The 25141-nt window shown below is 46.3% G+C and carries 23 protein-coding genes and 3 tRNA genes; 15 read left to right on the forward strand and 11 right to left on the reverse strand.

Annotated elements, in window-relative coordinates; genetic code table 11:
• Window positions 1-561: 561 nt before the first annotated feature.
• A complete protein-coding gene (locus QUA20_RS21990; protein ID WP_333191142.1) occupies window positions 562-2505 on the reverse strand; it encodes a serine/threonine-protein kinase in 1944 nt (647 codons plus the stop codon).
• A gap of 499 nt (window positions 2506-3004) precedes the next feature.
• Between QUA20_RS21990 and QUA20_RS21995 the strand changes: the two genes are divergently transcribed.
• Window positions 3005-3487 (forward strand): 2Fe-2S iron-sulfur cluster-binding protein, encoded by a 483-nt coding sequence (locus QUA20_RS21995; protein WP_172192644.1) that lies wholly within the window; start codon window positions 3005-3007, stop codon window positions 3485-3487.
• 38 nt (window positions 3488-3525) lie between these two features.
• Window positions 3526-3996 carry a phycobilisome protein gene (locus QUA20_RS22000; protein WP_333191143.1) on the forward strand — a complete coding sequence of 157 codons (471 nt, stop codon included), beginning with the start codon at window positions 3526-3528 and terminating at the stop codon, window positions 3994-3996.
• Between the two features lie 17 nt (window positions 3997-4013).
• Here QUA20_RS22000 and QUA20_RS22005 read toward each other — a convergent pair whose 3' ends face one another.
• The 5 genes from QUA20_RS22005 to QUA20_RS22025 all read right to left on the reverse strand — a co-directional run bounded on the left by QUA20_RS22005 (window position 4014) and on the right by QUA20_RS22025 (window position 7825).
• Complete coding sequence (locus QUA20_RS22005; protein WP_333191144.1) at window positions 4014-5180, reverse strand: pentapeptide repeat-containing protein; 1167 nt, start codon at window positions 5178-5180, stop codon at window positions 4014-4016.
• A 240-nt stretch (window positions 5181-5420) separates the two neighbouring features.
• Window positions 5421-6083 carry a V4R domain-containing protein gene (locus QUA20_RS22010; protein ID WP_333191145.1) on the reverse strand — a complete coding sequence of 221 codons (663 nt, stop codon included), beginning with the start codon at window positions 6081-6083 and terminating at the stop codon, window positions 5421-5423.
• A gap of 42 nt (window positions 6084-6125) precedes the next feature.
• Window positions 6126-6596 (reverse strand): phycobilisome protein, encoded by a 471-nt coding sequence (locus tag QUA20_RS22015; RefSeq protein ID WP_333191146.1) that lies wholly within the window; start codon window positions 6594-6596, stop codon window positions 6126-6128.
• 163 nt (window positions 6597-6759) lie between these two features.
• A complete protein-coding gene (locus QUA20_RS22020; RefSeq protein WP_333191147.1) occupies window positions 6760-7026 on the reverse strand; it encodes a hypothetical protein in 267 nt (88 codons plus the stop codon).
• A gap of 97 nt (window positions 7027-7123) precedes the next feature.
• A complete protein-coding gene (locus QUA20_RS22025) occupies window positions 7124-7825 on the reverse strand; it encodes a V4R domain-containing protein (RefSeq protein WP_333191148.1) in 702 nt (233 codons plus the stop codon).
• Window positions 7826-8107: 282 nt separating this feature from the next.
• Here QUA20_RS22025 and QUA20_RS22030 point away from each other — a divergent pair, with 282 nt between their 5' ends.
• The 7 genes from QUA20_RS22030 (at window position 8108) to QUA20_RS22060 (ending at window position 15652) form a co-directional block, all read left to right on the forward strand.
• Window positions 8108-9940, forward strand: a complete 1833-nt coding sequence (locus tag QUA20_RS22030; RefSeq protein ID WP_333191149.1) for a peptidase C14 — start codon at window positions 8108-8110, stop codon at window positions 9938-9940.
• A 1357-nt stretch (window positions 9941-11297) separates the two neighbouring features.
• The gene (locus QUA20_RS22035) at window positions 11298-11522 is read left to right on the forward strand and encodes a hypothetical protein (protein ID WP_006635912.1); all 225 of its coding nucleotides are present in this window, start codon (window positions 11298-11300) and stop codon (window positions 11520-11522) included.
• 631 nt (window positions 11523-12153) lie between these two features.
• Window positions 12154-12405 carry a TIGR02450 family Trp-rich protein gene (locus QUA20_RS22040; protein ID WP_172189000.1) on the forward strand — a complete coding sequence of 84 codons (252 nt, stop codon included), beginning with the start codon at window positions 12154-12156 and terminating at the stop codon, window positions 12403-12405.
• Between the two features lie 65 nt (window positions 12406-12470).
• Window positions 12471-13157, forward strand: coding sequence for a hypothetical protein (locus QUA20_RS22045; RefSeq protein WP_333191150.1), 687 nt, complete (start codon window positions 12471-12473; stop codon window positions 13155-13157).
• 363 nt (window positions 13158-13520) lie between these two features.
• Window positions 13521-14372, forward strand: coding sequence for an ABC transporter ATP-binding protein (locus tag QUA20_RS22050; RefSeq protein WP_333191151.1), 852 nt, complete (start codon window positions 13521-13523; stop codon window positions 14370-14372).
• 374 nt (window positions 14373-14746) lie between these two features.
• Window positions 14747-15262 (forward strand): SMC-Scp complex subunit ScpB, encoded by a 516-nt coding sequence (gene scpB, locus QUA20_RS22055; protein ID WP_333191152.1) that lies wholly within the window; start codon window positions 14747-14749, stop codon window positions 15260-15262.
• A 42-nt stretch (window positions 15263-15304) separates the two neighbouring features.
• Entirely contained in the window at window positions 15305-15652 is a 348-nt protein-coding gene (locus tag QUA20_RS22060) for a DUF760 domain-containing protein (RefSeq protein ID WP_172188992.1), read from the forward strand.
• 297 nt (window positions 15653-15949) lie between these two features.
• On the opposite strand, the gene QUA20_RS22065 is transcribed toward QUA20_RS22060, so the two are convergent.
• A complete protein-coding gene (locus QUA20_RS22065; protein WP_333191153.1) occupies window positions 15950-17170 on the reverse strand; it encodes an HhoA/HhoB/HtrA family serine endopeptidase in 1221 nt (406 codons plus the stop codon).
• Between the two features lie 313 nt (window positions 17171-17483).
• On the opposite strand from QUA20_RS22065, the gene QUA20_RS22070 reads away from it, so the two are divergent.
• Window positions 17484-18398, forward strand: a complete 915-nt coding sequence (locus QUA20_RS22070) for a M23 family metallopeptidase (protein ID WP_333191154.1) — start codon at window positions 17484-17486, stop codon at window positions 18396-18398.
• 183 nt (window positions 18399-18581) lie between these two features.
• On the opposite strand, the gene QUA20_RS22075 is transcribed toward QUA20_RS22070, so the two are convergent.
• From QUA20_RS22075 to QUA20_RS22085, 3 genes are all read right to left on the reverse strand, one after another.
• Window positions 18582-18653: transfer RNA gene (locus tag QUA20_RS22075), tRNA-Thr, on the reverse strand.
• Between the two features lie 71 nt (window positions 18654-18724).
• Window positions 18725-18809, reverse strand: a tRNA-Tyr gene (locus QUA20_RS22080).
• Between the two features lie 198 nt (window positions 18810-19007).
• Window positions 19008-20828 carry an ABC transporter ATP-binding protein gene (locus QUA20_RS22085; protein WP_333191155.1) on the reverse strand — a complete coding sequence of 607 codons (1821 nt, stop codon included), beginning with the start codon at window positions 20826-20828 and terminating at the stop codon, window positions 19008-19010.
• 72 nt (window positions 20829-20900) lie between these two features.
• On the opposite strand from QUA20_RS22085, the gene QUA20_RS22090 reads away from it, so the two are divergent.
• Complete coding sequence (locus QUA20_RS22090) at window positions 20901-21080, forward strand: hypothetical protein (protein WP_333191156.1); 180 nt, start codon at window positions 20901-20903, stop codon at window positions 21078-21080.
• Window positions 21081-21115: 35 nt separating this feature from the next.
• Here the strand turns inward: QUA20_RS22090 and QUA20_RS22095 are convergent, their stop codons facing one another.
• Window positions 21116-21256 carry a hypothetical protein gene (locus QUA20_RS22095; protein ID WP_172188980.1) on the reverse strand — a complete coding sequence of 47 codons (141 nt, stop codon included), beginning with the start codon at window positions 21254-21256 and terminating at the stop codon, window positions 21116-21118.
• A 218-nt stretch (window positions 21257-21474) separates the two neighbouring features.
• Between QUA20_RS22095 and QUA20_RS22100 the strand changes: the two genes are divergently transcribed.
• The 4 genes from QUA20_RS22100 to QUA20_RS22115 all read left to right on the forward strand — a co-directional run bounded on the left by QUA20_RS22100 (window position 21475) and on the right by QUA20_RS22115 (window position 25085).
• Window positions 21475-21546 (forward strand) — tRNA-Gly (locus QUA20_RS22100).
• 245 nt (window positions 21547-21791) lie between these two features.
• Window positions 21792-22196: a hypothetical protein gene (locus tag QUA20_RS22105; protein ID WP_333191157.1), complete on the forward strand. Its 405-nt coding sequence runs from the start codon at window positions 21792-21794 to the stop codon at window positions 22194-22196.
• Between the two features lie 4 nt (window positions 22197-22200).
• Complete coding sequence (locus QUA20_RS22110) at window positions 22201-23466, forward strand: glutamate-5-semialdehyde dehydrogenase (RefSeq protein ID WP_172188976.1); 1266 nt, start codon at window positions 22201-22203, stop codon at window positions 23464-23466.
• Between the two features lie 488 nt (window positions 23467-23954).
• The gene (locus tag QUA20_RS22115; RefSeq protein WP_333191158.1) at window positions 23955-25085 is read left to right on the forward strand and encodes a fatty acid desaturase; all 1131 of its coding nucleotides are present in this window, start codon (window positions 23955-23957) and stop codon (window positions 25083-25085) included.
• Window positions 25086-25141 lie beyond the last annotated feature (56 nt).

Below are 25141 nucleotides of genomic sequence, written 5' to 3' on the forward strand. Positions count from 1 at the left end.
ATTAATGTATCAACTCTCCCCAGAGTTGTCAAGCGTTTTGCCAAAATATTTTAAAGTTTTTTGGGAAGCCATACACCATCAGGGTTTTGGCTCTTACACCGCGCTGGATCATCCCCTGGCTGACTCCTCTTTATGGCTTGGGGCTGCTTCTTGACCCCCAAATACGGTTTTTGGCCGGGTCTGTCATCAATGGTATTTAAAATCTTTCAGAGCTCAAAGATCGTGAGACTTACTCAGAGCTCAGGCTTTTGTGAGAATGTGAGGCTGCAGGGCGCGGTTTACTATTACACAATTTGGTAGTTGCTGAATCTGAGTCCTCGATAATTAGTCTCTGCCTTCGCTGGACTTGAATCAGGGAACGTTGGGTCTGCAATTGAGGCGATGAGCCCACGCGTGCTAGTCCTTTTTCACAAAGCGATCGCCACAGGGTACGGTTCTGTAACCCACCTTACTCCATCGCCTTTGGGGGAAGATGCCAAAGCCAATGCTTAGATCGATCGCCCGCAACGACACTCTCATTAATTAGGGCAACCCCGAAACACCGACCGTTACCCCCTGTTATCAGCCTTGGATGATCGATCGCGAGTTAGTCTCCTCAACATCTACATCTACATCTAAAAAGTGCAAGTGACTCTCTTCCTCAGTATTGACAGCAATCACCAAACCTCTATTCCCCCAAGGAGCGATCGCCCGGGGTGAGGCGGGGCTGCTAAAATTCCCTACTTGAATCCCTTGACTGTTTAACACTTCTATCTGCCCCCCAACATCTGCCAATACCCATCCCCAATTAGCCACACAAGCAGACACGGGCAAACTTTCAAGGGGAATTCGCGCTACCTTGAGCGGCCACAATTTCATCAACAGCACCGCCGCTTTACCACCTTGGGGAATTCCCAGCAAAGTATAAGGCTCAGGTGTCAACAGGATCTGTCCGACGCTGGCAGACAACCGCACAGAACCCACCGGCGTGCCGCGCCGAGTGTAAACTCTAAAAATAGTTTGGGGATTTTTTGGTTCGTTGTCCGGCCAAACTGCTAAGACGTGTCGCCGATCCAAAAAAATTAATTCTGGTAAATAGTGTTCTGGTAACGGCACAGTAGCGATCAACTTCAGGGCTTTTTCCCCATCACCCGCAGTGCTGTTTCCCGCTAAAGAATAAAAACGCAGTTCGCCGGGAACCGCTACTGTCAACCAGTTGCCGTGAGAGTCAACAGCAGCTTTAAAAGCATCTGGGCCTTGCCTAAAACCCATATCCAGCAGGCACTGAGGTTCCCAAGAGCGATTATTGAGCCAGTAAAGTTTTTGCGGAGTGAGAACGCAGCAGCCGTGGGAAACAGGTAAAATGCCGCGCACGATTTCCGGCATTAATGAAATAGAAATAGACATTTCTCCTGTAACTAGCTGTTTTCCCGGCTGAGACCAAACCTTCACCTCTGTACCTACAGCAGCATAGAGATACGTTTCAGTGCCAATTAAAGCGGTCAACGGTGCAGGAAGTATCACTGGCTTTGGCTGCGAAAGCGAATAGCGCACAGTCCGAAGTAAATTAATAGCCGACTGTGATGCTTTTTCCTCTTCAACCTCCACTAAAGACTCAGTTTCCGACTTGAGACTTTTATCACCACTGGTTGTGGAATTTTCCCAGGGAATAACGCAGTCGCCCAATTGTCTGACAGCGGGGTCGTACATGATCAGCCGCAGAGCTTGAGCCATTTGGGAAGCACTGGCAAAACGGCGGGCTGGCAGCTTTTCTAAAGATTTTTTGACTATTGCTTGCAAAGGTTCGGGGATGGCGTCAGGAAATTGCAAGCGTTGATTCAGGTGCGCCCACCTCAAGTCTCCGGGGGTTCCGCCGAAAGGACGGTAGCCCATTAGCAACTCAAACAGCAAAATTCCAACTGCATATATATCTGACATGGGAGAGTAAAGACCGTAAAACCTCTCTGGGGCCATGTAAGCAGGGGAACCTACGGTAGCGTCGGGAGAAATTTCTTGGTGGAGGCGAGTGGTACCAATTTCTGGCAGCCGACGCGCGATGCCAAAGTCAGAAAGCCGGGGCGACCAACCTTTTGCTCCTAAAGTTAGGAGGATATTTTCGGGTTTGATGTCGCAGTGAACTACGCCTCGGCGGTGGGCGTAGTCTAAGCCTGCTAAAACTTCCATGACTAGCTGCAAACCTTCGAGCAGACGCAAGGGGCGGTCTTGTTTGAGCAGGTTGCGGAGGGTTCCTCCCTCGCAGTAGTCCATAACCAAGTACCTGCCTGTAGCTGTGTGTTCTAGAGCTCGGCAGGTAACAATATTCGGGTGCTGCAAGGTGATCAGAAACCACAGCTCTCGCAAGAATTCGCTAGTTGGGGCTTTTTGATGACTAAGTTCTTTGAGAGCAACCAGTTGGCTGGTGAGGCGGGAGTCCTGGGCGGGAGCTTCTCGAACGCTGGCACAAAAGACTCGACCAAATTGTCCTTGTCCGACTAGCCCTAAAATGCGGTACTTAGAATGTTGCATCGGTCTAATTATAGAAAAAGCTTGAGCTAGTATTAAAATATGTAAATAATTCTGACAAAAATTCAAATTTTTGAATTGCTCGCCAGGTACAGCCTATGTTATCTCAGGTTCATTCTCAGTCTCCTTGAGAGCGATCGCACAGTCGCACCTACTAAAATCCTTGAGTCTCGGAATCACTATCAATCTTGCCAGATTAGGGTGCCAGATATGGAACTACCTGTGGCTGCTATTTTAGTCGATCGCGACTATTACAGTTTTTTCAAGACAGTCAAGGAACAATCTAAGGTTTTAGCTTTTCAAGGCTAAGCTTGGGAATCGGGGCGACGAAACAGCGATAACAAAAACAGAAGCACGGTTATACAATCGGGGTTAGAAAGCCAGAAGCCTATGCTGTGGTCAAGCCATCTTAACCTTTTTGAGTGTTAGCCCAATTTTGATTGGCCATGAATATGTTGATCCTACTTGCTAAATACTGAACTTGACAGGAACAAAAATCAATATGGTTAAAATTATTAAACTAGATCCAATTGCGGAGGAAATGGCAGTTGAAACCCGGTCGAATATCCTGTCTGCCTTACTTTCCAAAGACTTAGACGTTCTCAAGGAATGCGGGGGGCGGGGAATGTGCGCTACCTGCCACGTTTACATTAAAGAAGGCATGGAAGGCTTGTCTGACATGAACCGCCGCGAGAGGAGGACGTTGGAAGTCATTACTACAGCTAAAGCCAATTCGCGACTTGCTTGTCAGGCTCAAATTATGGGCGAGGGTGTGGTTGTACAGTTGCCTGCGGGGATGTACATTAATGCTATTGAAAATGTCGAAGCTCTGATCGGCCGTCGGGCTCAGCAAGATTTATTACACCCAATTACGGGTAAAGTAGTTGTAGAATCGGGAAAGTTAATTACTCGTTCGATCGTTACACAGCTTAATGAAACCCGCTTCCAAGTAGGACAGTATTTAGTTCGGACAAAAGAAGCTTAAAACTGATATGTTTGTATTTTAGTAGTAGAGCAAAATCTATGTTGAGCCAACTTGCGCGTTTGAGCACGGAAGCAGACGGACGCTACGCCAGTGCTGAAGAACTCCTATTTTTGAAAGACTACTTTCAGTCTTTGAATCACCGGATCAGTGCTTATAAAAAAATTCAAGCGTCTGAAGCAGAAATTATGCAACAAGTGGAAGCACAAATGCAGTCTCTCGACCCTAATTTATTTCGCCGGGGGACTCAAGATGTGACCCAAAAGTGCCGTGGAGATATTGTGCAGGTGTTGAGGCATTCGGCTGCAGCAATGTTGATTAACGATACTGAACGGTTGCGCGATCGGCTCCTGCTTTGGTTGCAAACTATTTTAGGCGCTGTTCAAGTTCGCAATACTGCGACCGTGACCTACGACGTAATGAAAAAGGTACTCAAACAATATCTCACTGTGGAAGAAAGGAACTTATTTTTTCCGATTCTGGACAACAACCGCACTTTACTCGGCAAATAATCAAGGGGCTTGACAGGTTAATGGCGATAAACTGTGCCGTTAGGAAGAGTGGCTCCAATCAACTGCACTCCCCTCAAATCCGCCTCCGTGAGAATGGCTCCCCGGAGGTTGGCTCCTGTCAAGTCAGCTTTCTGCAAGTTGGCTTTACTCAGGTTAGCTTTGCTCAAGTCAATTTCCAGCAGGCAAGAATTAGAAAGGTCGGCATTGATCAGATAAGCTAGGCTCAAGTTGGCTTTGCTGAGGTTAGCCCCGCTCAAGTTAGCTTCCATCAGATAAGCACCGCTCAAGTTGGCTTCGTTCAACAATGCCTCTGCCATATTAATTCCAGTTAAAAGTTTGCGGCTTAAGTCTACACCGCTGAGGTCGGCCCCGCTGAGGTTGATACCGCTTAAATGGCAGCCATTCAAAGTAATATTTCTCAGGTAGGTTTTGCTCAGGTCTGCTTTGCACAAATTGGCTCTATCCAAGCAAGCTTCGCTGAGGTCTGATTCGCTCAAGCACGCGCCGTTTAAATAGGCTTGAGTGAAGTTAGTTCGCCTGAGGTTAGCTTGCAATAGCTTGGCTTTGCTGAGGTTAGCACGGGTTAAGTTGGCTCCGGCTAGGTTGGCTTTGAACAATTCAGCTCCGGTGAGCTGTGCTTCGGTCAAGTCTGCCTCTTTGAGACTCGCTAAACTTAAGCAGGCATCTTTGAAATTGGCCCCGTTGAGATTGGCTTTAATCAGATAAGCTTTACTTAGATTTGCCCCGCTGAGAACGGCTTTGGTGAGGTTGGCGGCGCTCATATCTGCACCTATAAGATTGGCATTGGGGAGAATTGCTCCGGTCAGATTTGCCCAATTCAGGTGACATCCGGCGAGGTTGGCGCCGGTGAGATTGGCGCCGGTGAGATTGGCTCCGCTGAGACTTGCTGCCATGAGGTTGGCGCCGGTGAGATTGGCTCCGCTGAGGTCAGCTTTGCTGAGGTTGGCTCGGCTCAGATGGGCTTTGGTGAGGTCTGCACCGCTGAGGTTAGCACCGATTAAGTAGGGTCGGTGCTGGTGTTGGTTGAGGTTTGCCAAGATGAGAGTTGGGGCATCGCTGGAACGGTATAAATCGATCGGACTCAAGACAATGCCGCGCAGATTTGCCAGTCTAAAATCTCTTTCGCCGGCTGCATATCGATTTAGAAGTTCGTTGGCGTCCATTAAGTTCTAGCAAAATGTTTTAGGTTGTGATTGCTTTTAAATTTTATGAGTTTCTAGGATAAGTTATGAATTCTCTAGCTCCTAGTTATAATCTGGTTTTCTTTAAATAGCTAAAATCGGATTTGCCAACTCTTTAGCTTTTTTATAATTTAACTCACAGTTTTGATAATGGTGGATTTAATGGCTGGGTAGCTATCGATTTGACAGCTATTAGTTTGTTGCTAATAGCTGTCAAAGAAGTCAATTTTTTTGGGAAAGTTGACTGATAATAGCTTCGTGTTCTTGTCCTTCTTCGAGGAAAATATCTGCTGGTTGGAGGCGATCGCGCAGCCCTAAAATAAAGCGATTGCAGTCCGAACCCAAGGATTCGCACGAGGTTTGCAGGCAGTGGAGTTCTCGACCTGTAAGCTGACTAAAGAACGAACTTAAAATACCTGCTTCTAGAAAACAGGCTGGCTGCTTAGACTTGGGGGCTGTTTTGGCAAAAAGAGAGTTAGCAGTTTTTACTATTAAAAATCCCTGTTCGGAATAGCTGGGGTCCAGTTCAAGTGTTCCCCATCCGTGAGTTTTCCAGCACTGTTGCAAGGACTGAAGAAATTGTACCATTTCCATTTCAGAAACTGGCTGACCGTAGTATTCGCTGACTTCTTCGCAAAAACGCACGTAGAAGTTTTTACCCCACCAGCGACCGCAGTTGAAAAGCACGAGGCGGGAGGCTTGACCAGTTTCTTTTTCTAAGCCGATATAAATCGCTTGAATCAGTGTTTCTGGGAGCGCTATGAGTCGATCGCCCCGGCGGTTTTCGAGCAAGCCGAGTTCGAGGTCGCCTCGGACGTAGGCATCGCTGGCAAAGTAGTTTCCAGGGAGTCGGGGCTGTTTGAGCAAGTCGGCAATATTAATCATCGGGAATTAGGAATTGGGAATTGGGAATTGGGAATTTGCTTATTATTTATTACCTTGGTCAATCACAATTGACTGCGCTTGGTCTAAAAATGGCTGTAATATAGCCCTGGCTTGCTCGGAAAGCAGTTCTTTTAAACGAGTTTGCAGCAGATCGCAAACAGTTGCTTCGAGCTTTTGAGTTTGGTGGGCTTCGACTATGCCGGAAAGCCAATCTAGGAGGCGCTGTTCTAGAAAATTTCGATCGTTCAGCAGCATAGCCATAGCGCAATACCGCAATACTAACACCCAGTGTTTGAGCGATCGTTCTAAGGTTTCTTGTTTTTCGTCGGGGAATGTTTCTTGTAGCTTGTCTGCTACTGGTTGGAAGATGCTTGCTTCCTTATCTCGCAAAAATTCGTAAATTTTTAAGCGCTGGGCAAGAGTTGCAGCTTGACGCTTAAAAGCTATAAGTTCTTCGCCTTTTAAAAAGCGGTTTTCTGCCTGATCCAGCAGCGCCTCAATCTCAGGGTGCATGATTTTAATTAAGTGGTAATCGGTAATTGATATAAAGAAGGAAGTTCGGCAACGAGCAGTGTACGGGATTTAACCGATTTAACGGAGGGATTTTGAGAGAGGAGATATGAAAGATGAGAGATGAGGGATTGCCATATTTTTTGTTTTCCATTTCCCGCACAGATTAAAACAGGTCGAATAGATCATCAATGGTGACTTCGGCTGGTTCAGAAATAGAAATTACTGGCAAGGGTGGCGGTAGAGGTAGGGCGCCTACTTCGGGAATTCCTTCCCAAGAAATAGCTTGAAAAAAGTCTGCTACTGGCTGGGTTAAAGTCATAACTTGACCGGGGGCCGAGCCATTTGGGGTTTCTAAAGGTTTTCCCAACCAATTATAGTGACTAAAGAAGTCTTGGACAGACTTGTCCAACCATGAAGTTTGACTTTTCATCTTTCTTCCTGCCTGGAGAGGCCCACCATCGCACTATCGATCGCGAAATTAGTGGGAGGAAAGGCAGGGCAGGGGATGTGCCTTTCCACGTTGTTGTTTACCGCAATATTTCACCGTGTTGCAGTCGAGTTTGAATATCGCGGGCGTTGGCACCTTCGTTGAGCCAGAATGCTGCTGCATCAATTTTATCAGGGTTGCCGAGCAGGAACTTGCAATATGTTTCTCCCATTGAGTAACATTGGAGTTCTATGCAGCTCAGAGGCTTTTTGACTAGAGATCCGAAGAAACCGGCGAACAAACCGGCATATAGGTGACAAACCGGTTTGCCTACGTCGCCCAAAGTGCGAGCAACTGCTGAGTCAAAGATATTGATGAAGATGCAGCCGTGTTTGCGATCGCTCATGTCAACTTCCCAGCGACCCCAACCTTGAGCAGTGAAAGGCCACCACCAAGTTTCTAGCAGAAACAGGAGATTTGACTGGCGGATGTTCTGGTTGAATTCGGCACTAAACCATTTTTGAAAAAATTCAGAATCTTGCAGCCCCCAATGGCAACCAATAGTATACATTATGACAGAGGAAGCCGGGCCTACTTCTTCTTCGAGTCCCTCCACCAAACCGATAATGAAGTCTTCGCTGGTAAAAATGTTGCGCGACTTATTCCAGTCGTTAATTGTACCTATTTGGTTATCGAAGGAAAAAAAATCCTGGAACCTATAGTGGCTGTGAGTTTTAGGATGCTTTTGCTTCAGTAGCGATTCGCTGGGGGCGGAGATTTCTTTTTGGGCTATAGAGATCATTGGCGGGTTATTCCTTTTTGGTCTAGTTTTCAGAAAAAAAGAGTCAAATAGACTGGCCTGTGTATCCAATTTAACGTCATTTTTCTAAAGGCAGACACAGGGTATAATTTTTTACTGCAATATAAATATTTTAAATTGTAGGATGCTAAATTTGGGCGCTTGTTGGGACTTTGGCCTTCGGACAACTGGTATCTGACTGCGGGCGAAAGTGGGTATAACCTTAAACGGCTATGTGTTATCGTTTTGTGCAAGCTGTCCACTATATATATAGGGCATATGGAGATGAAACATCACGCTTGTATTGCAATAGGCATCAATCAATATCAGTTACTCCAGCCTTTGAGTTATGCCCAAGAGGATGCAGAGGCACTGTACGGTTTTTTGACTGAGGAGGCGGGTTTTGCGCCGGATGGATGTCTGCTCATGACCGATAGCTCGCCGTCGTTGTGGGGTCAATCTACATATCCGAATCGGGAAAATATTCTGAGGTTGACTCAAAGCCTCTGCGCTGAACATCTGCAACATGGAGATTTACTCTGGTGTTTTTTTAGCGGCTACGGTGTCAGCTATGAAGGCAAGGATTATTTGATGCCGGTTGATGGCAATCCGGCTGACATTCCGGGTACCGGGATTCCGGTAGAGTTGCTGTTGAATACTCTGAAAAACGCTCCTACCGAAACAGTGTTGGTGCTGGTTGATATGAACCGCAGCCAGACTGTGAAAGCGGGGGACACGATCGGCTCTCAAACGGCCGAGCTGGCGCGGGAACTGGAAATTCCGACTGTGCTTTCTTGCCGCCCGAATCAAGTTTCGCGGGAAACTTCGGCTTTGCGTCAGGGGTTTTTTACAACGGCGCTTTTGGAGGGGCTGCGCTCGGGACAGTGCATGACTCTTAAGGGTTTAGACCGTTTTTTGAGCGATCGGCTGCCGGAGCTGTGCGACCACCATTTGCGTCCTAAACAAGAACCTTTGATGGTGGTGAATCCTCCAGGAAAGGCTAATTTGGTGATTTTGCCGGATGCTTCTGGAGTGCAAACTGCTGTATTGGCAGGACGCAATGGCAATATGGCGGTTAATACGGCTGATGGCTTCGATCGCCCAGAAATGGCGACGGCTACGGCTCGAATGGATCTGCCTCCGGCAGTTCGCAACGCTCAGGATTCGTCGGTTGAGATGCCGCCTGTGTCGCAACCGAATGCTGTGGGCGCTGCAGATCGGGGGGGCGATCGACCGAACTTGCAAAAGCCGGAGAATGAGGATAACGGCGGGTCGGATAAGTCTTTTTTGCAACAGCTAATTTTGTGGAGCTCTGCTACTGCTTTGGTGCTGCTGTTGGGTGTTTTTCTGACGAACAAATCAATTTTTATCGGTCAACAGGAAGGAGATCCCCGATCGGCTGCTCAAAATGGCCAAAACTCTGGATCTCAAAAATCTGCTGGTGCTGGGGTGTCGGAGAACCAACCGCGGGCGGTGCAAGCAGGAACTGGAACCAAGCAGCCGCCATCGAGCCAGCAGGTGTGGGCTGAGGCGAAAACTTTTCTCAAGGATGGTTCGGTTTCTAGTTTTAATAAGGCGGTGGCTAAGGCTCGAACGATTCCCGCTAGCGATCCGCTTTACCCACAGGCTCAGCAGGATATTGAGCGCTGGAGTTTAACGATTTTGGATATAGCTAACGGGCGGGCTACTCGGGGCGATTTCCAGGGAGCGATCGGGGCGGCTAAATTGATGCCGGATGTCAATAAGCCTGTTTACAATCAGTCGAAAGAGGCGATCGCTCAGTGGGAGGAGCTATCCAAAGACCAGAACGTAAATGTTGCTTTGCTATCGGCTGCTAAGGGTCAAATTAAGCGGGGGGTTGCCTCTTCTTACAGTCAAGGCATCCAGCAAGCTAATAAAATTGAGCCCGGTCAGCCGAAGTATGAAGAAGCTCAGCAGTTGATTGGAGAGTGGAGCGAAAGTATTCTCAAAATTGCTCAGTTGCGCGGCTCTCAAGGAAAGCTGAAAGAGGCAGTTGAAGCTGCTTCGCTTGTGCCGTCCGGTACTAAGAGCTATCAGCAGGCTCAGAAGAATATCGCCAATTGGAAAACTAAGCTGCAAGGCCAGAAAAAAGGTTGATTTAGTTGATAATTTCCCGGTTTTCCACCGGGAAATTATCTTAGCTACAAAGCCCAGATAGGTCGCTCGCTCGATACCTCTTGACACTGCGAGAGGACACATATCCATAATTTAAAACCAATAATTTTATTCACCCTTTCCCCTCCGCAAATCCTGCGCTCTGGGATTTTATATGCTGTGCGATAGATTGTTTTTCTAGGTAAAAAATATCCTAGGGGCGGGTTAATTAATATCTTTAATCCACGTCCAGGATCTTCATAAACTCACCCCTCCACAATCAAAAAACTATTTTTTTTACCATAAGGATGGCTTTAGGAATACTTTTTTAACGAAAAACGTTGATGCACAAGTCCTCAATGAGTGAATTTTAATTTGTAATTAAAATAGTTAAATGTTGTGTTTTATCACTTCACCTTATCCGGTTAATTAGTATTTAATTTCAACTTTAGTAACCTGCAAATTGGGCGATATTTAATGGCTATCATACACCAACTCGAATGCAAAATCGACTTGAGAACGCGGGCAGGTAAAATTGATTTTTTTTACCGTTCTTTTGAGGCTATTAGGAGATATCAACGGATGGAAGACTGTTTAAACTGGTGCTTTTTTAAAATTATTAGCATTGACGGATCTGTTATGAATTATACAAATTGAGCCGTTACTGGCAATTCTAGCCGACGAACGATCGCCCGCAATGAATTCAGAAAACAGATTCACCGCCACACAGCCCAAAAAATCAGGATTCGCAAGCTGCGACTCTTAATTGGCCTGGACATCACAAAGGTGACTTAATTAACACAAATAAGGGCTTTGCAAGACTAGCAAAAAAATATATCATTGAGAAACAAGAATAAAAACTTGCTCGCTTATGGTAGCCCAGGCAACAACACGTATGCCTGAAGTTATAGCCCACAGTGAGACCTACGGGCAGATCTAAATCAATAGGGTGAGGTGGTTGTGTCTGAGTGTTAAGAGGGGCGATCGAAGAGGAATGTTCGGCGAGCGATCGCTTCCCGATGGAGGATGGTAAAACCTAAGAAGGCAAGGAGTTGGAGACAATGCTAAACTTTTTGAATTCACGAAAGTAGCATTAGCACTAAACTCTGCCGTATTGTGGGGAACGAGCCAAATTTGTAACAGTTCTTAACTATGAATAATTCTGCCAAAATTGCTAGCATAGTGACACTTTTGCTAACAAAAACAGATAAAGTAAATAAAGTTGGCTAGCTCTAGAGGCCCCGATCCCCATCCTGGGGATGTTGAATCAATTTGATTCGTACCAAAGGGTTTTAGGGTTACACTTGGAAACAAAGCATCGCTATTTAACTGAGTTCTTTAGTTACTTTTACTTTCAGCTATGAACGTGGATTTTATCAAAGCCCAAGTCAGGTTGCTACAGGGTGCAAGTTCATCGGAGCGAGAGACCCTTATTAAGAACATCGGCGTCTGTGCTGGCGTGATCAGACCCGGAGAGTACGTGACTCCTCAGCGGAAGCACGCCATCACTCTCTGGCTGCAAACAAATGCGGTTCGCCTCCGGCTACCCCAACTTCCTCTGGATTTATCGGGCCAAAAGCCTTAACAAGGAAGTAATCAAAGGGTGACGACAGAATGAAAAAAATTAGTCAATCTTTCCTAAAAGTGCTTTTTTATTGAGCTGTACAGGATCAATGAAACACGATTAAGATTGAAAAAATGTTTGTAAGGAGAGTTGGGCTCGAAAAGACGCCTGCGGACAAGAAGCGGCCGACCGCTTTGGCAGAAGCAGGAAGTGAAGGTCAAACCTGCTAGAAAAGTAGATTTGAGTAAGTTTCACAGAACGGATTATTGTGCACAACTATAACCTGGGTTATTTGCTTTTAGATTTGAGATTCACGATTTAGCTCGTGCTGCATAAATTTCCTATTTGTGGATCGAGTGAAAAATCATCCCTATTCAATAGGTATAACTAATTACAGGGGCAGTCATTGAACTGCCCTTACTTTTGAAAGCCGAGGCAAAACTACTGCAACTTACAATAAACGCATCTACTTGCAGATAGAGTTTAGGTGAACTCTGATGTAAGCTGCAGCGCCTCTACATTGTCTGTTATGTTCTAGAGGGGAGGGAGAGAGGATTGGATTAGACGAGTTTTGATAGGGAATTAATATCATCAAACAGAAGGAGTTATTACAATTAACTTGCTTTCTAATATATTTGTCAACGAAAATACTGTGCCGAAGAAACAAAAATTTCCTTATTTAGTGGGTTCCCGATGGACTTCACACCAAAAAACTTGGGGGTGGCGACACTTCCAAGTAGTTAACCGAAAAAATGAGGGTAAATGGGTATTTGCAGAAATGGTGGCGGCTTGCGATCCAAATGTCCGTTTTTGGCTGAACGCCGCACAGCTCAAAGACCGATCGCTCTGGCAAGCTGGATGGCAGTCTACGCAAGAACTAGAGGAATTAGAAGCAGCGGAATAAAAGACAGCGCCTTGGGCTAGAGTGATGTAGAGATTGGTAATGGGTAATAGCAACAGGGTAAAATAATGAAAAAAAAATTTGTGTTATTGGCCTGTTTGCTAATTACTGCTGCATTGGGCAGTAGATTTGGCGAAGTCTCGATCGCAAGTCCAGCGATCGATCGCAGCCATATTCTGTCTGCAGATATTGCAGATCCCGCAGCGGACTTGTCCAGCCTAGTCCTGACTTTACAAGACCTCCCCCCAGGTTTTACAGAGATGTCATCTGACTATGTGGCAAGTTTAAGAAATCAACTCAGCCAGGGTCGTCAATTTAAGCCAGCCAGCATCTTTGCGTACCAAAAAATCGATAATAGCAAGCTGTTTGAACTCCAATTGCTGATAGGATTTACAGTGCAACTGTCAGAGCCAACCCTACAAGCTATGTTCGATCGAGCAAGCGGTGAAGGGCTTTTTGCAAAAGCATTCTCTCAAGGTTTAAACGATAACAAGGAATTGCAGTTCAATCCTCCCGCCGCTTTAACTTTGCAAGACAAGATTGGCGAGGTATCGGCTGGGTGGAGAAGTCAAGGAAAAGTAGAAAATATACCCATGAATTGCGATCTGGCGCTGTTTCGACGGGGGCAAATAGGGGTTGTTATGGCAACTATATATCTCGACGACACTAAACCGACTATTACGATTAGCGAAGCAGGGCGCAAATTCGACAGCCGGATGATGGAATTGAGACCTGATTTAACTCAACCGCAATAAGTGGGTGCTGCAAGCTGTAAAAAAATCATTTTTCTACCTGCAGATCGCACTCAGATTAGTTAAACTACAAAAACTCCTGCACAAATAGCCGATCAACTGGGTTTTTCTGGTATCAGTACCGATGGAGATGACTAGAGATTTTAGTAGAGCGAACCCCGCTTCTGCGTCCAGGAATGATATCATGTCTGTTGAATTGCCCGTTATAAAATTTTGTCGCCCGGTTGGGGCTGGTTTATAAATATTGTGGATGTGAATTACAGATTGTTGGTGAAACCTCCCCAAGAAGTATTGTGGTTAATTTACCGGACATGATATGACTGAGAAGAAAGAGCTTTGTTTCCTCTAAATTATACCGAAATACCTATGTCTGTCTCTGTTTCCCTGCAAAACGCCTGTAAGATTTACAACAAAATCCCCGTTGTCAATGACCTTTCGTTCACGATTGAAGCCGGAGAAATGTTCGGGCTTCTAGGCCCCAACGGTGCCGGAAAATCGACCACAATTCGGATGCTGACTACCCTGACTAAGCCCAGCAGCGGTCAAATCCAGGTAGCTGGATATGACGTGATGCGGCAAAGCTTGCAAGTGAAACAGTGCATAGGCGTCGTGCTCCAACAAATCAGCGTTGATAGTGAGCTTTCAGTATGGGAAAATATGGAGTTTCACGGGCGGATGCACCACATCCCAAACCCCAAACGGCAACAGTTAATTAAACAGTGGTTGGGATATGTAGAATTAGCAGAAAGGCGAGACGATTTAGTAAAAACTTTGTCGGGAGGAATGAAGCGGAGGTTGCAAATTGCCCGAGCACTTTTGCACGAGCCGCAAATCTTATTTTTGGACGAACCGACTGTAGGGTTAGACCCGCAAACGCGGCGCCGATTGTGGGAAATTATTTTAGATTTGAACAAGCAGGGAATGACAATGCTGTTAACAACGCATTATATGGATGAGGTAGAGTATTTGTGCGATCGCATCGGCATTATGGACGGCGGCAAGTTAATTCAACTGGGAACGTTGGCTCAACTGCGGCAACAACACGGTCAAGGGTTAGTGATGAAACAAATAGGCGAGCGCTGGGAATACAAGTTTTTCCCTACTCTGGAAGAAGCTAATTTATATCTGGATGCCAAAGATGATAAGACGGGGATGATGGTTCGTCCTTCTAATTTAGAGGATATTTTTGTAGAACTGACTGGCAGACAGTTAGATTGATTAACGGCTAATTGCTAATAGCAGTCCTGCGATTTTAGATTTTAGATTTTAGATTTTAGATTTCCCAAGTGGCGATTAAAACAGCAATTTTTATAATCAAAAATCCCAGGAGTAAAATCACAAACTGAAAACAGAAAGAGTTTTCTTTTTTTGATAAACAACCGACCTTATCAATCTATTGTGTAATGAGAATGTTTTTTACGAATTCCCTTGATTCACGATCCCGAAGTCACGGATAGACGGATAGTTGGTTTTTTGCTGGTTCCTTCTTCTTTCTTCACGCTTGACTTATTCTCTCAACATCCATCCGTTAAATTCCGTACACTGGTCGTTTCCGAACTTTAACGTCCCAATTCCTAATTACTAATTCCCAAATGACTCGCTTAGCCACAACGATAGAAGCCATACTTTACCTAAAAGGTCAGCCAGTTTCAATAGCAGAGATTACCGAGATTGCCAAGTGCGATCGAGCCGAGGCCGAAGACGCCATCATCGAACTCATGTCTGACTCATCCCGCCGCGAGAGTGCATTAGAAGTCGTCGAAACCCCCACGGGATACAGCCTGCAACTCAGAGAAGAGTTTGCCAGTTTAATGCAAACTTTAATACCTCCAGAATTAGGTGTTGGAGCTTTGCGGACGCTGGCGGCGATCGCCCTCAAAGGTGGCATCGCTCAGCCAGACTTAGTTAACTTGCGAGGTTCCGGAGCTTACCAACAAGTGCAGGAACTTGTAGAAATGGGTTTCGTCCGCAAACGGCGCCCGACTGAGGGGCGATCGTATTGGTTGCAAGTTACCGATAAATTTCATCGGTACTTTCAAGTAGACCAACTGCCAAAACAATTGCAAATTGACTTTCAGGCAAATTTGTACCCAAGCAAAGACGAGTAGTTTAAAGTAGAATGTAACAAGCCAGAAATTAAGAATCGCCAAATGGTTTTTCACCCTGACTTTGACAGTTCCAATGCCCAACAAACCGCAGTCAATCCACTGCTCAAGTACCTCCAACACCAATCTCCGGAGGTTCTAGCCCGCATCGCCAAGTCCGCCAGCCCAGAAATCAGAGAAATTATCTCTCATAACGTTCAAGGACTTGTCGGCGTCTTGCCTTCAGAAAATTTTAACGTCGAAATTACCACGGATCGCGAAAACTTAGCAGGTTTGCTAGCTTCAGCGATGATGACAGGCTATTTTCTGAGACAAATGGAGCAGAGGATGCACCTAGAAGAAAATTTAGCAAGCACCAGCTCGATTCAACCAAACTCTCCCAAAGACAAGTAAAAAGATCGACGGGTTGGGGAAGCCAGAAAGATGAAAGTTGTTCAAAAAAATCAATAATCCTGGACGCACAGGGAATTAAAAAACCGGGTTTTTAACCGGATATCCCTCGCGCTACACCGAGGATTTTGGTGAAAAAACCCGGTTGCTGCGTCTAGGACTATAAAGCATCACATTCATCTTCCATCCTCCACCCTTGCAAGTAATACCAATTTCAAAAAAGAATGCAACTGTAGATAAGCTCCAAATCCTTATCCAGTAAGTCATTCTTAATTCTTTAATCGAAAATCGAAAATGGTATTACCCACCGGCGAGGCTACCCGATAGGGGAAAAGCACCCGGACGTACTGTAATTTTCTGAACTTGACCCAAACGGTTAATTTCTACTTCTAGTTCTTTGCCCACAACCGTGCTTTCCACCCGTTCTTGCACGTCCCCGGGAGTGTTCACCGCAATTCCGTCAACTTTTTGAATGACATCTCCGGCGCGCAAGTCCGCTTTTTGAGCGGGGGAATTTTCCACGACTCGCGTCACGGCTACGCCTCGATCGAGGGTAATTTTATTATTATCGAGCTGTTTGTTGAGTTCTGCCTTGGTGGCTGCCGTCAAGCTGACCATTTGAATGCCGAGATAGGGATGTTCGGCTTTACCTTTGGCGAATAACTGATCGGAAACTCGTTTGGCGGTTTCGATCGGAATTGCAAATCCCAAGCCCTGAGCGTCCGCGCGGATAGCGGTATTGATGCCAATTACTTCGCCTTGGTCGTTGAGCAGCGGGCCGCCAGAATTGCCGGGGTTGATGGCGGCGTCGGTTTGGATGAAGCGGACTCGCTTGTCGGGGATGCCGACTTGGGAACTCGATCGACCCGTAGCGCTGATAATGCCCACAGTCACGGTATTGTCCAGACCTAAAGGATTGCCGATCGCGATCGCCCACTGTCCCGGTACAATATTGTCCGATCGACCCAAAGCCACCTGCGGCAGTTCCTTAGCATTAATCTTAACCACAGCGACATCCGTCAGCGGATCGACTCCCTGCACCTTACCCTCAAACTCGCGGCCGTCTTTGAGCGTCACCTTGACAGTATCCGTCCCGGAGACAACGTGAGCATTAGTAACGATGCGGCCGTCAGGAGTGAGAATAAACCCCGAACCCGTACCTCTCTTGACTCGTTCTTCCGGCTGCGGCAAATTCTCCCCAAAAAACCGACGAAACAAAGGATTTTTGAATGCTTCCGGCACTTGATTCGCCACCTTGCTCGATGCGTCAATCCGCACTACAGCAGGGCCTACTTTTTCGGCTGCTTCAGCAATAAAATTGGGATTGCTGCGATCGACCGGCCGATTTTCCTGAACTGGAGGAGACGCATAGGGGGGGATTTGCTGGCGCACTACTGGCAAAACCAATCCGGTTTCCAGATTGTTTGAGCCTTGCAGATAGCGATTCCCCAACCATCCCACGCCTCCCCCGATCGACAGCAAAGTCAAATAAAGGGTCGTTTGCTTAAAAGATAAACTCATTTAATAACTCCCGCTAAATACTTCATCCCCGCAGACACGTTCCGAATCAAGCATTTTTGTCTTGGCGACGGGAAGGAAGCGGGGCGGGGCGTACCGCTTCCTCAAGAACATAGCTGTTAACAGGCAGGCGCTGATGGGCATCACAGGCAATTTTGCCGGATTTGCCAAGAGCGACTCAAACTAATAATTCTCATCCTAACTTGGCTTAGCCTGGGATTTACAGTCTGGGGGGCGGCTAGAGCTTTCAAATTTCCAGTTTCACTCGACTCAAAAATTGTCAATTGTCCGAAATAAATACTTTTTTTTCTGGATTATGAGGTTTAAACGCTTATTTCTGCTGATTTCTGCAATACTTTGGTCGATCGCACCCGTTGGGAAAACGGCGGCAAATACCGAGATCCCACCTGCAAATCTTCCTTCAGGTACACCTGTAGAAAACCCCGACCCCGCCCGCGATTGCCCGAGTCCGGCTATGTCTCGGTTGCGCCGCCACACCGCGGCCCAGGGCGAAACAATAGAAAGCATCGCGCGACAGTACAATGTGATTTCTGCGGCGCTGATCGGGATAAATCCGATGTTGCGGGGAGGTCGAGTGTCTGCCGGAAGTGCGATCGTCATTCCTCCGTACAGTGGCATCGAGGTAGAAGTACCTGCGGGCTGGAATTGGCAAAAACTGGCAGAAGCTTACAAAGTGCGCGCAGATTTGTTATTTGAGGCGAATGGGTGCAGGCCTTTGGGACAAACCGTGTTTGTGCCTGCGGTGAATAGGTCGATCGGGCCTTATGCAAATCCCGATCCAACCCCGTCGGTCCAAGGATTTCCCCTACCCGCTGCAGCGGTAGAAGCTTTGCGTTACGGGCGGCAATTGCATCCGGTGCGCCGCGAATTTTTTTTCCACAGCGGCGTAGATTTTTTGGCGTCGGAGGGTACGCAGGTTTTAGCAACGGGCGAGGGAACTGTCGCCTTTGCCGGATCGCAGGGAGATTACGGGAATTTAGTGGTGGTCAACCATCAAGCAGGGAAGCAAACGCGCTACGCTCATTTGAAAGATATTGCGGTAAAAGTCGGTCAAAAAGTGCAGTCTGGAGAAGTTTTGGGAACAGTCGGGATGACGGGAAAACGGGACATTTCGCCATCTCATTTGCATTTTGAAGTTCGCTACAATTCGGGTTTGGGTTGGGTTGCTGAAGACCCGCTGCTTTATTTGCAAGCGACTGTTAAAAAATAGGATGGGCGGTTGAAGAAGCTATTCAACCGCCAATATCTTTTTGTATGGCATAATGGCGTTGCTGATTCACGGTATGAATCACCTTTTATCGGAAGTTACAAAACTCACCCTCAAGCGGGCTTATAGCAATTGCGAAATCTTGAATTCATACCTGTATCCAGCAACGCCGCATAATTTAGCAAAAGCCCGTGACGAGATTTGAACTCGTGACTTCCTCCTTACCAAGGAGGTACTCTACCACTGAGTTACACGGGCATAAAAAATTAATAATGTTAAATAAAAGTTTTCAACTTTTTATTTTTAACTTTTTATTTTTATTTAAATTGTGGTGGGCCGGGCTGGATTTGAACCAGCGTAGGCGTAGCCAGCGGATTTACAGTCCGCCCCCATTAACCGCTCGGGCACCGACCCATTTGTACCCACAGTTAAACATCCTAGCAGCTTCTTCTTTTTTTGCAACATTATATTTAAAAGTCTAATCACTAAGTTGAGAACACATAAGTCAGTTAGTGGCAGGTCGGAAAATTGAATACTGTTTAAAGTGGGCATTGCTAAATCTAGGCTTGGTGCCCGCCCGGAGCACCCGAAGTCTAGATTTAACCCAAATCCCTAATTCACTAATTCCCCAGTTTCTTGCAGGGAGTGCAGGCGGCGGTAAATGCCTCGTTGATTCAAGAGTTCGTCGTGGCTGCCAACTTCGACGATTCTACCGCCGTCGAGCACGACGATCGCATCGGCTTCGCGAATTGTACTCAGTCTGTGGGCAATAATTATGGTGGTGCGCGTACCGAGAATATTCTGCATGGCTACCTGGATCGATCGCTCCGACTCATAATCCAAACTAGAAGTAGCCTCATCAAAAATTAACACATCCGGCTCCACCAACAGCGCCCTTGCAATCCCCAACCGCTGCCGCTGACCGCCGGACAAGCGCATTCCTCGCTCCCCGACCACGGTATAGTAACCTTGGGGCAACATCCGCACAAAATCGTCTACTTTGGCGATGCGACAAGCATCCTCAACTTGCTCGAAAGTTGCGTTTCTGTTTCCGTAAGTCAAATTTTCCAGCAAAGTACCGTTAAAAACATCTACTTCTTGGTGGACAATCGCTAAACGCTGGCGGTAGCGAGTCACGTCTAAGCTGCGAATGTCTTCGCCGTCGATCAAAATGCGACCGGAGTTGGGTTCAAAGTAGCGAAACAGAAGTTTAACTAAAGTCGATTTCCCTGAACCCGATCGCCCGACTAATGCTATGGTTTGACGGGGATGAATCAATAAATTCACATCCTGTAAAACGGGTTTTTGACTGTCGTACCCGAAGGTCAAACCGCTGAGTTCAACTTTGCCGGTAAATTTATAAGGTGGCTGTGCCGATCGAGCATTTTCTGCTAAATTAACCGCATCAACACCGTCTGGCGTTTGCATAAACTCGTGGAACCGGATCATTGAAGAATAACGGCGCGCCAATAATTCGGCGATAATGCTAATTGGACGCAGTTGGGAATATGCCATGCTTGCCAACGTGTAGACGGTAACAAAATATCCGAGGGAAATTTTGCCTGCAACCGTGGCTGCTAGGCTAAAACCGAGAACTGAAAACAAACACAACTGGACGATTGTCTGCTGGTATGTCCCCAGGGTGACGTATCCTTTGTGAATGCGGTGGATCACGACTTTTAATTCGCGATCGAGTCTGGTTGTTTGCCTTTTGAGTTCATCGGTTTCTGTCGCAAAAGCTTTGACTGTTTTGATGTTGGTGATAATTTCCGAGTTGCGGCTTTCGGTATCTTCGATGTATTCATCGAGAATTTCTTCCCGCGCAGTCAACCGTTGCAGACTTTTGAGGGTGAAACTGAGGATAAATAGGAATGAAACCAAAATTAATAAGCCAATCCGCCACTCAATTAAGCAGATAACGGCAACAATGCCGATGAAGCGGACTACTTCGGGGATGAATTCGCCGGCAATTTCTGGGTAAGTCCAAGTATGATTGGCGATGCCTTTGGCTATCCGGCTGGCAATCCGTCCGGCGTTGTTTTCGTCGTAAAATTCTAGGGGTAAGGTGAGGATTTTGCCGATCGCATCTCTCATTCGATCGCGCCTTGCCCTCAACGGTATCACCCAATGAAACCAATTTCCCAGCCAAGGCTGTACCGGTGCTTTGCCGACTGTTACCAGAAAAATTATACCCAGCAATACGGATAGCGATAATATTTTGTTGGGTGACTGCTGAGTAACAGAGGCGATCGCTGTTATCAGTTTTTGGGTTACTGTATCTGTAGGTTGACCCGACAATACGTTTAATATTTGACCGATCGCGTAAGGAACAAGCAAATCGGCTAGTGCCAAAACGCTGGATGCGCCTATGCTGTAAACCGATATTTTCCAGTAGCGGCTGTAGTATTTGAAGATGTCCTGAAAGCTTGCCATAAATTTTTGTTGAGATACAACCCTTGCAAACACTTGAGTCTAAAACTGCGATCTCTGCGTATTTGTTTACAAGTGTACTACAAAAGTAGTAGATCGGGGAGTCATTTGGATCATGCTAGCGACTCGCCCGATCGGGTGATTTATGGCAATAGTTCGATCGTCAGCGATCGCTCCGCAGTCTTTACCAATAAACTCAAGACTAAGGGCAAAAAAATGCAGAAGGCAGAATTTTTCTTAAATTCTGCCTTCTGAGCAATGCCTTATAAGTTTTACGTTTGAGTAGTCATTTAGCTGAAGGTGTAGGCTGATTGCAGCGCCCACCAGATCAAGAAGCCGATTCCGCCGGCAATGACGATCGCCGAAATGGCGATCGCTATAGGACTGTCAGCTCCCTTGAACTTCATGATTCCGCGATTTAAATCTGACATGGCAGTGTTCTCCCACAATTCCAGCTTGATTGTAGCTTTGCCGTCGGCGGATGACGGTCACTCTTCACGGCAATTACTGATTTGGTTCATAATCTGGCTGCTGCAATGTCAGGTGGGCAGTAGCTTTGGGGGGTTGTTACTGGGTTTGATAAAAAAATTACTAAAAAGACTTGACAGATTTTCAGAATTAAGAGAGTATTGTTAATACCGCAGGAAATGCGGGTGTAGCTCAGTGGTAGAGCGTCACCTTGCCAAGGTGAATGTCGCGCGTTCGAATCGCGTCACCCGCTTTAAAAAATAAAAAATCAAAAACCGGAAAGTATAGCAGGAAAGTCTTAGGTATACTCCTAAGGATGGTTGAAAATACCTAAGTTAGTGGTAAATTGGAGTAGAAAACTTGCAAGTCACAATTGCCACTCGGGCGATATCTGAGAACAGGTAATTGAAAATCTGGTTAGAGCAGAATTGACAAGTTTGATTAAGTGGATAGGTTAACGATTATTTTTGCAAAAACGCTTTTTTTATTCGATCGCTCGTGCCATCTCAAAAAGCTCCCAAGATTGACTTAAACGATGAGTACCCCTGCCCTTGTCGGCGGCGGGGTCGTCTCGTGCCCATAACGTTGACAGAAGCCTTTGGCTGCAACCGCTGTCAGCAAATATTTGTATTAGAGGAAAGCGGACACGTCATCGAGCAACTATCAACAAACTATCCTTACAAGCAGGCTTGGCGGTGGACGGGTCACCAATGGAACAGAGCGCATCCGGGTTTGAAGGCGCATTACTTGCCACTGGCTTTGGGTATGATATTGGTGCCGCTAGTGATTTGGTTGCCCTTGGCGCTGCACTCCCCAGGCCCGAATATTATTCTGTGGGCAATGGTCGCCGTGCTGCTAGCAATGCTGCCGGCGGTGATGGTATGGCTGGCTTACAGGCGTTAGCTAGATGATAATAGAGGATTTTACCCATTCATCAGATGGAGCAAATGTCGCCCGCCGGGCTTATCAAGCTTCTTTGGAGTTGGCTGCGGCAAAGAGTACGGCTCGCGCGGCCGCTTTGCAGGCGATGGCGCGATCGCTCAAAGGTCGGCAAAATGAAATTTTAGAAGCAAATACTCTGGATCTAGAAGCGAGTCGGGACATGGCGATTCCAGACTTGATTGTGGATTGGCTGAAGCTGACGCCAGAACGGATCAAGACAACTGTGCAAATTCTGGAACGGTTGGGGCAAATGCCAGATCCGATCGGCCGGGTGATCAATGCTTCTTATCAGGTCGATCGGTGTCAGGTTTACTGTCAGTCGCTGCCGCTCGGGGCGATCGCTCTAATTTACGAGGCATTTCCCGAGTTGGGGGCGATCGCAGCCGGTTTGTGTCTCAAAAGCGCTAACAGTTTGATTCTTAAAGGCGGTAGCGAAAGCTGGCAAACTAATGCTGTAATTGGAGAAGCTTTGATGTCGGCGATCGATGAAGTCGGTTTGCCGTCAGGATGTTTGCAGGTACTGCCGCCGGATCGGGGGGCTTCGATCCGAGAATTGGTCACTCAAGACCAATATCTCAATTTAATTATTCCCTACGGCAGGCCGAGTTTGGTGCAGCAGGTTGTCAGGTTGTGTACGGCACCCGTTTTGAGGTCGGCAATGGGCAATTGTTACCTTTATTGGTCGCCGACTGGCAGTTTGGAGATGGCAAGGTGGATGATTTTGGACAGCCATCAAAGCGTGCCCGATCCTGTTAACGCGATCGAAAAAGTGCTGATCGATCGCAACCAAAAGCCTTCTTCCTTAGTCAGGCTGTGGAACACTTTAAAAGAAAAAGGCTTTCAAATTAGCGCCGATGCGGATCTCGTCGCAGATTTCCCCGACTTAAAGCTGGCGGAACCGTACGAGTGGACTCAACCTTATTTAAACAAAACCATAGCGTTTAAAGTTGTCGATAGTTTAGAGATTGCGATCGGCTGGATCAACCGCTACAGCAGCGGCCACGCTGACTGCATCGCCACTGAATCTTACTTAGAAAGTCGCCAATTTGCTCTGGATGTTAACAGTGCCTCAACTTTTATTAATGCTTCACCTCGGTTTTGGCGTTATCAAAATCGGGGAGATGCGATATTTTTGGGAATGTCCAACCAAAAAGGTTATCGTCGGGGATTGATCGGGTTAGATACGCTGACGACAATTAAAGAAATTGTTCAGGGTAACGGACTATTTTAAGGTCAGTTGGCACTTGGCACTTATATGAGATTGCTTGGCAACGCTAGCAACGAGAGAATATATAGTAAGCCGTAATCAGAAGTTCCCCTGCAAATATACTGACACAGGATCAAAAGTCTATCATCACAAAGGTTTCAATTGTTGAGTAAACATTGTATACCCATGTAGATGATTGATATCTGTTTGCGATCGACAATTATATTGGATCTACAACATGGGAGCGCGATTGCCTGCGTCAGCTATTGCTTATAGATGGCTACAGATTTTTAACTCAACAGTTGCATCGCTTCAGAAATAGGAGTTTTAGGGCTTTTAGTACATTTGTATTGGGAAGTCCAGATTAATAGTTTTTACAAAAACTTTTTTAGGGCATATAATTAAATATTTGTACAACAATGTTGATACTTTTTCATGCAAACTGTCAACTGACAACTGTCAACTGACAACTGCCAACTGACAACTCACCTTAAGACGCATTCAGCGAAAATATGAACTTAGCAAAAAGCATCAATAGTGTATACGAGACTGCCAGCGAAGAAACGCTAATTCATCACTCGGTATATGTTAAAAAATTGCGTCCGCTGCTGCCGTCAGATGCTTTTGAACCGAATTCAAGCAAGTTAGGGATACTGCTGATAAATATCGGGATTTTATTGTTAGGATGGGGAATTGCTGCTAATCTCGATCGCTGGCCTGTCTATCTTTTAGGGCTTTACTTACCTCTAGCCGTCATCATGGGCAATAGCATCATAGTTTTGCTATTTAGCTCCCACGATTTGATGCACGGTAGCGTTCAGAAAAAGTCGCGCCTCACTTATCCGATCGCCTTTTTGGGACTAAGTATGCTGTTTATGCCGCTTACTCAGTGGAAAAATCTGCACAACCTCGTACATCACAATAACACGAATTCTTTGGCAGACCCCGATCGCAATTACCTTTACCAGCAGCCGGATACTTGGGGAAAATGGATTCAAAATCTGTTTGTACCCTCGGTAGAAGTCAATCCCCTGTGGTTAATTGTAGGGATGGCCGGTTCGTGGTTAGTGCATAATTTCCGCAATCTCACCTCGGTACTGTTATTTAACGATAAATCTGTCGATTACGTACCGGCTGCCTTTACAGTTAGTCCTAAAGATAGATTGACGATCGCCTTTGAATGTCTGGGAATTTTAGGAATTCATGCCAGCATTTTGTTCTACCTAAATTTTCATCCGCTCAAAATAGCCCTCGCCTACTTTTTGCCGATCGCAATTGGTCATGCAGGCGCAATGTTTTACATCTATACCAACCACATGGGTTGCCGGATGACAGACATTAATGACCCGCTGATCAACAGTATGTCAGTGCGGGTTCCTAAAATATTTGACCTGCTGCACTTAAATTTTTCTTACCACACAGAGCATCATATTTTCCCCAGCATCAACTCAGATTATTATCCAATAGTGCAAGAGTTGTTGCAAATTCACTATCCCGGACGCCTGAATTTAATCGATGCCGGTCAAGCTTGGCGGTTGCTGATGTCAACACCGCGGCATTATCAAGATGAAGCCACTTTCACCGATTCCTCTGGTACAATGTCCGTGAATTGCTCGATCGCTGAAGAATACAAAAACGGCTAATACAGAGTAAGGTGCGCACTGCGCACCCTACATTGAGATATTGTGCTGAATTTTTA

It is taken from the genome of Microcoleus sp. Pol7_A1 (assembly GCF_036701085.1).
Taxonomy (GTDB): Bacteria; Cyanobacteriota; Cyanobacteriia; order Cyanobacteriales; family Microcoleaceae; genus Microcoleus; species Microcoleus asticus.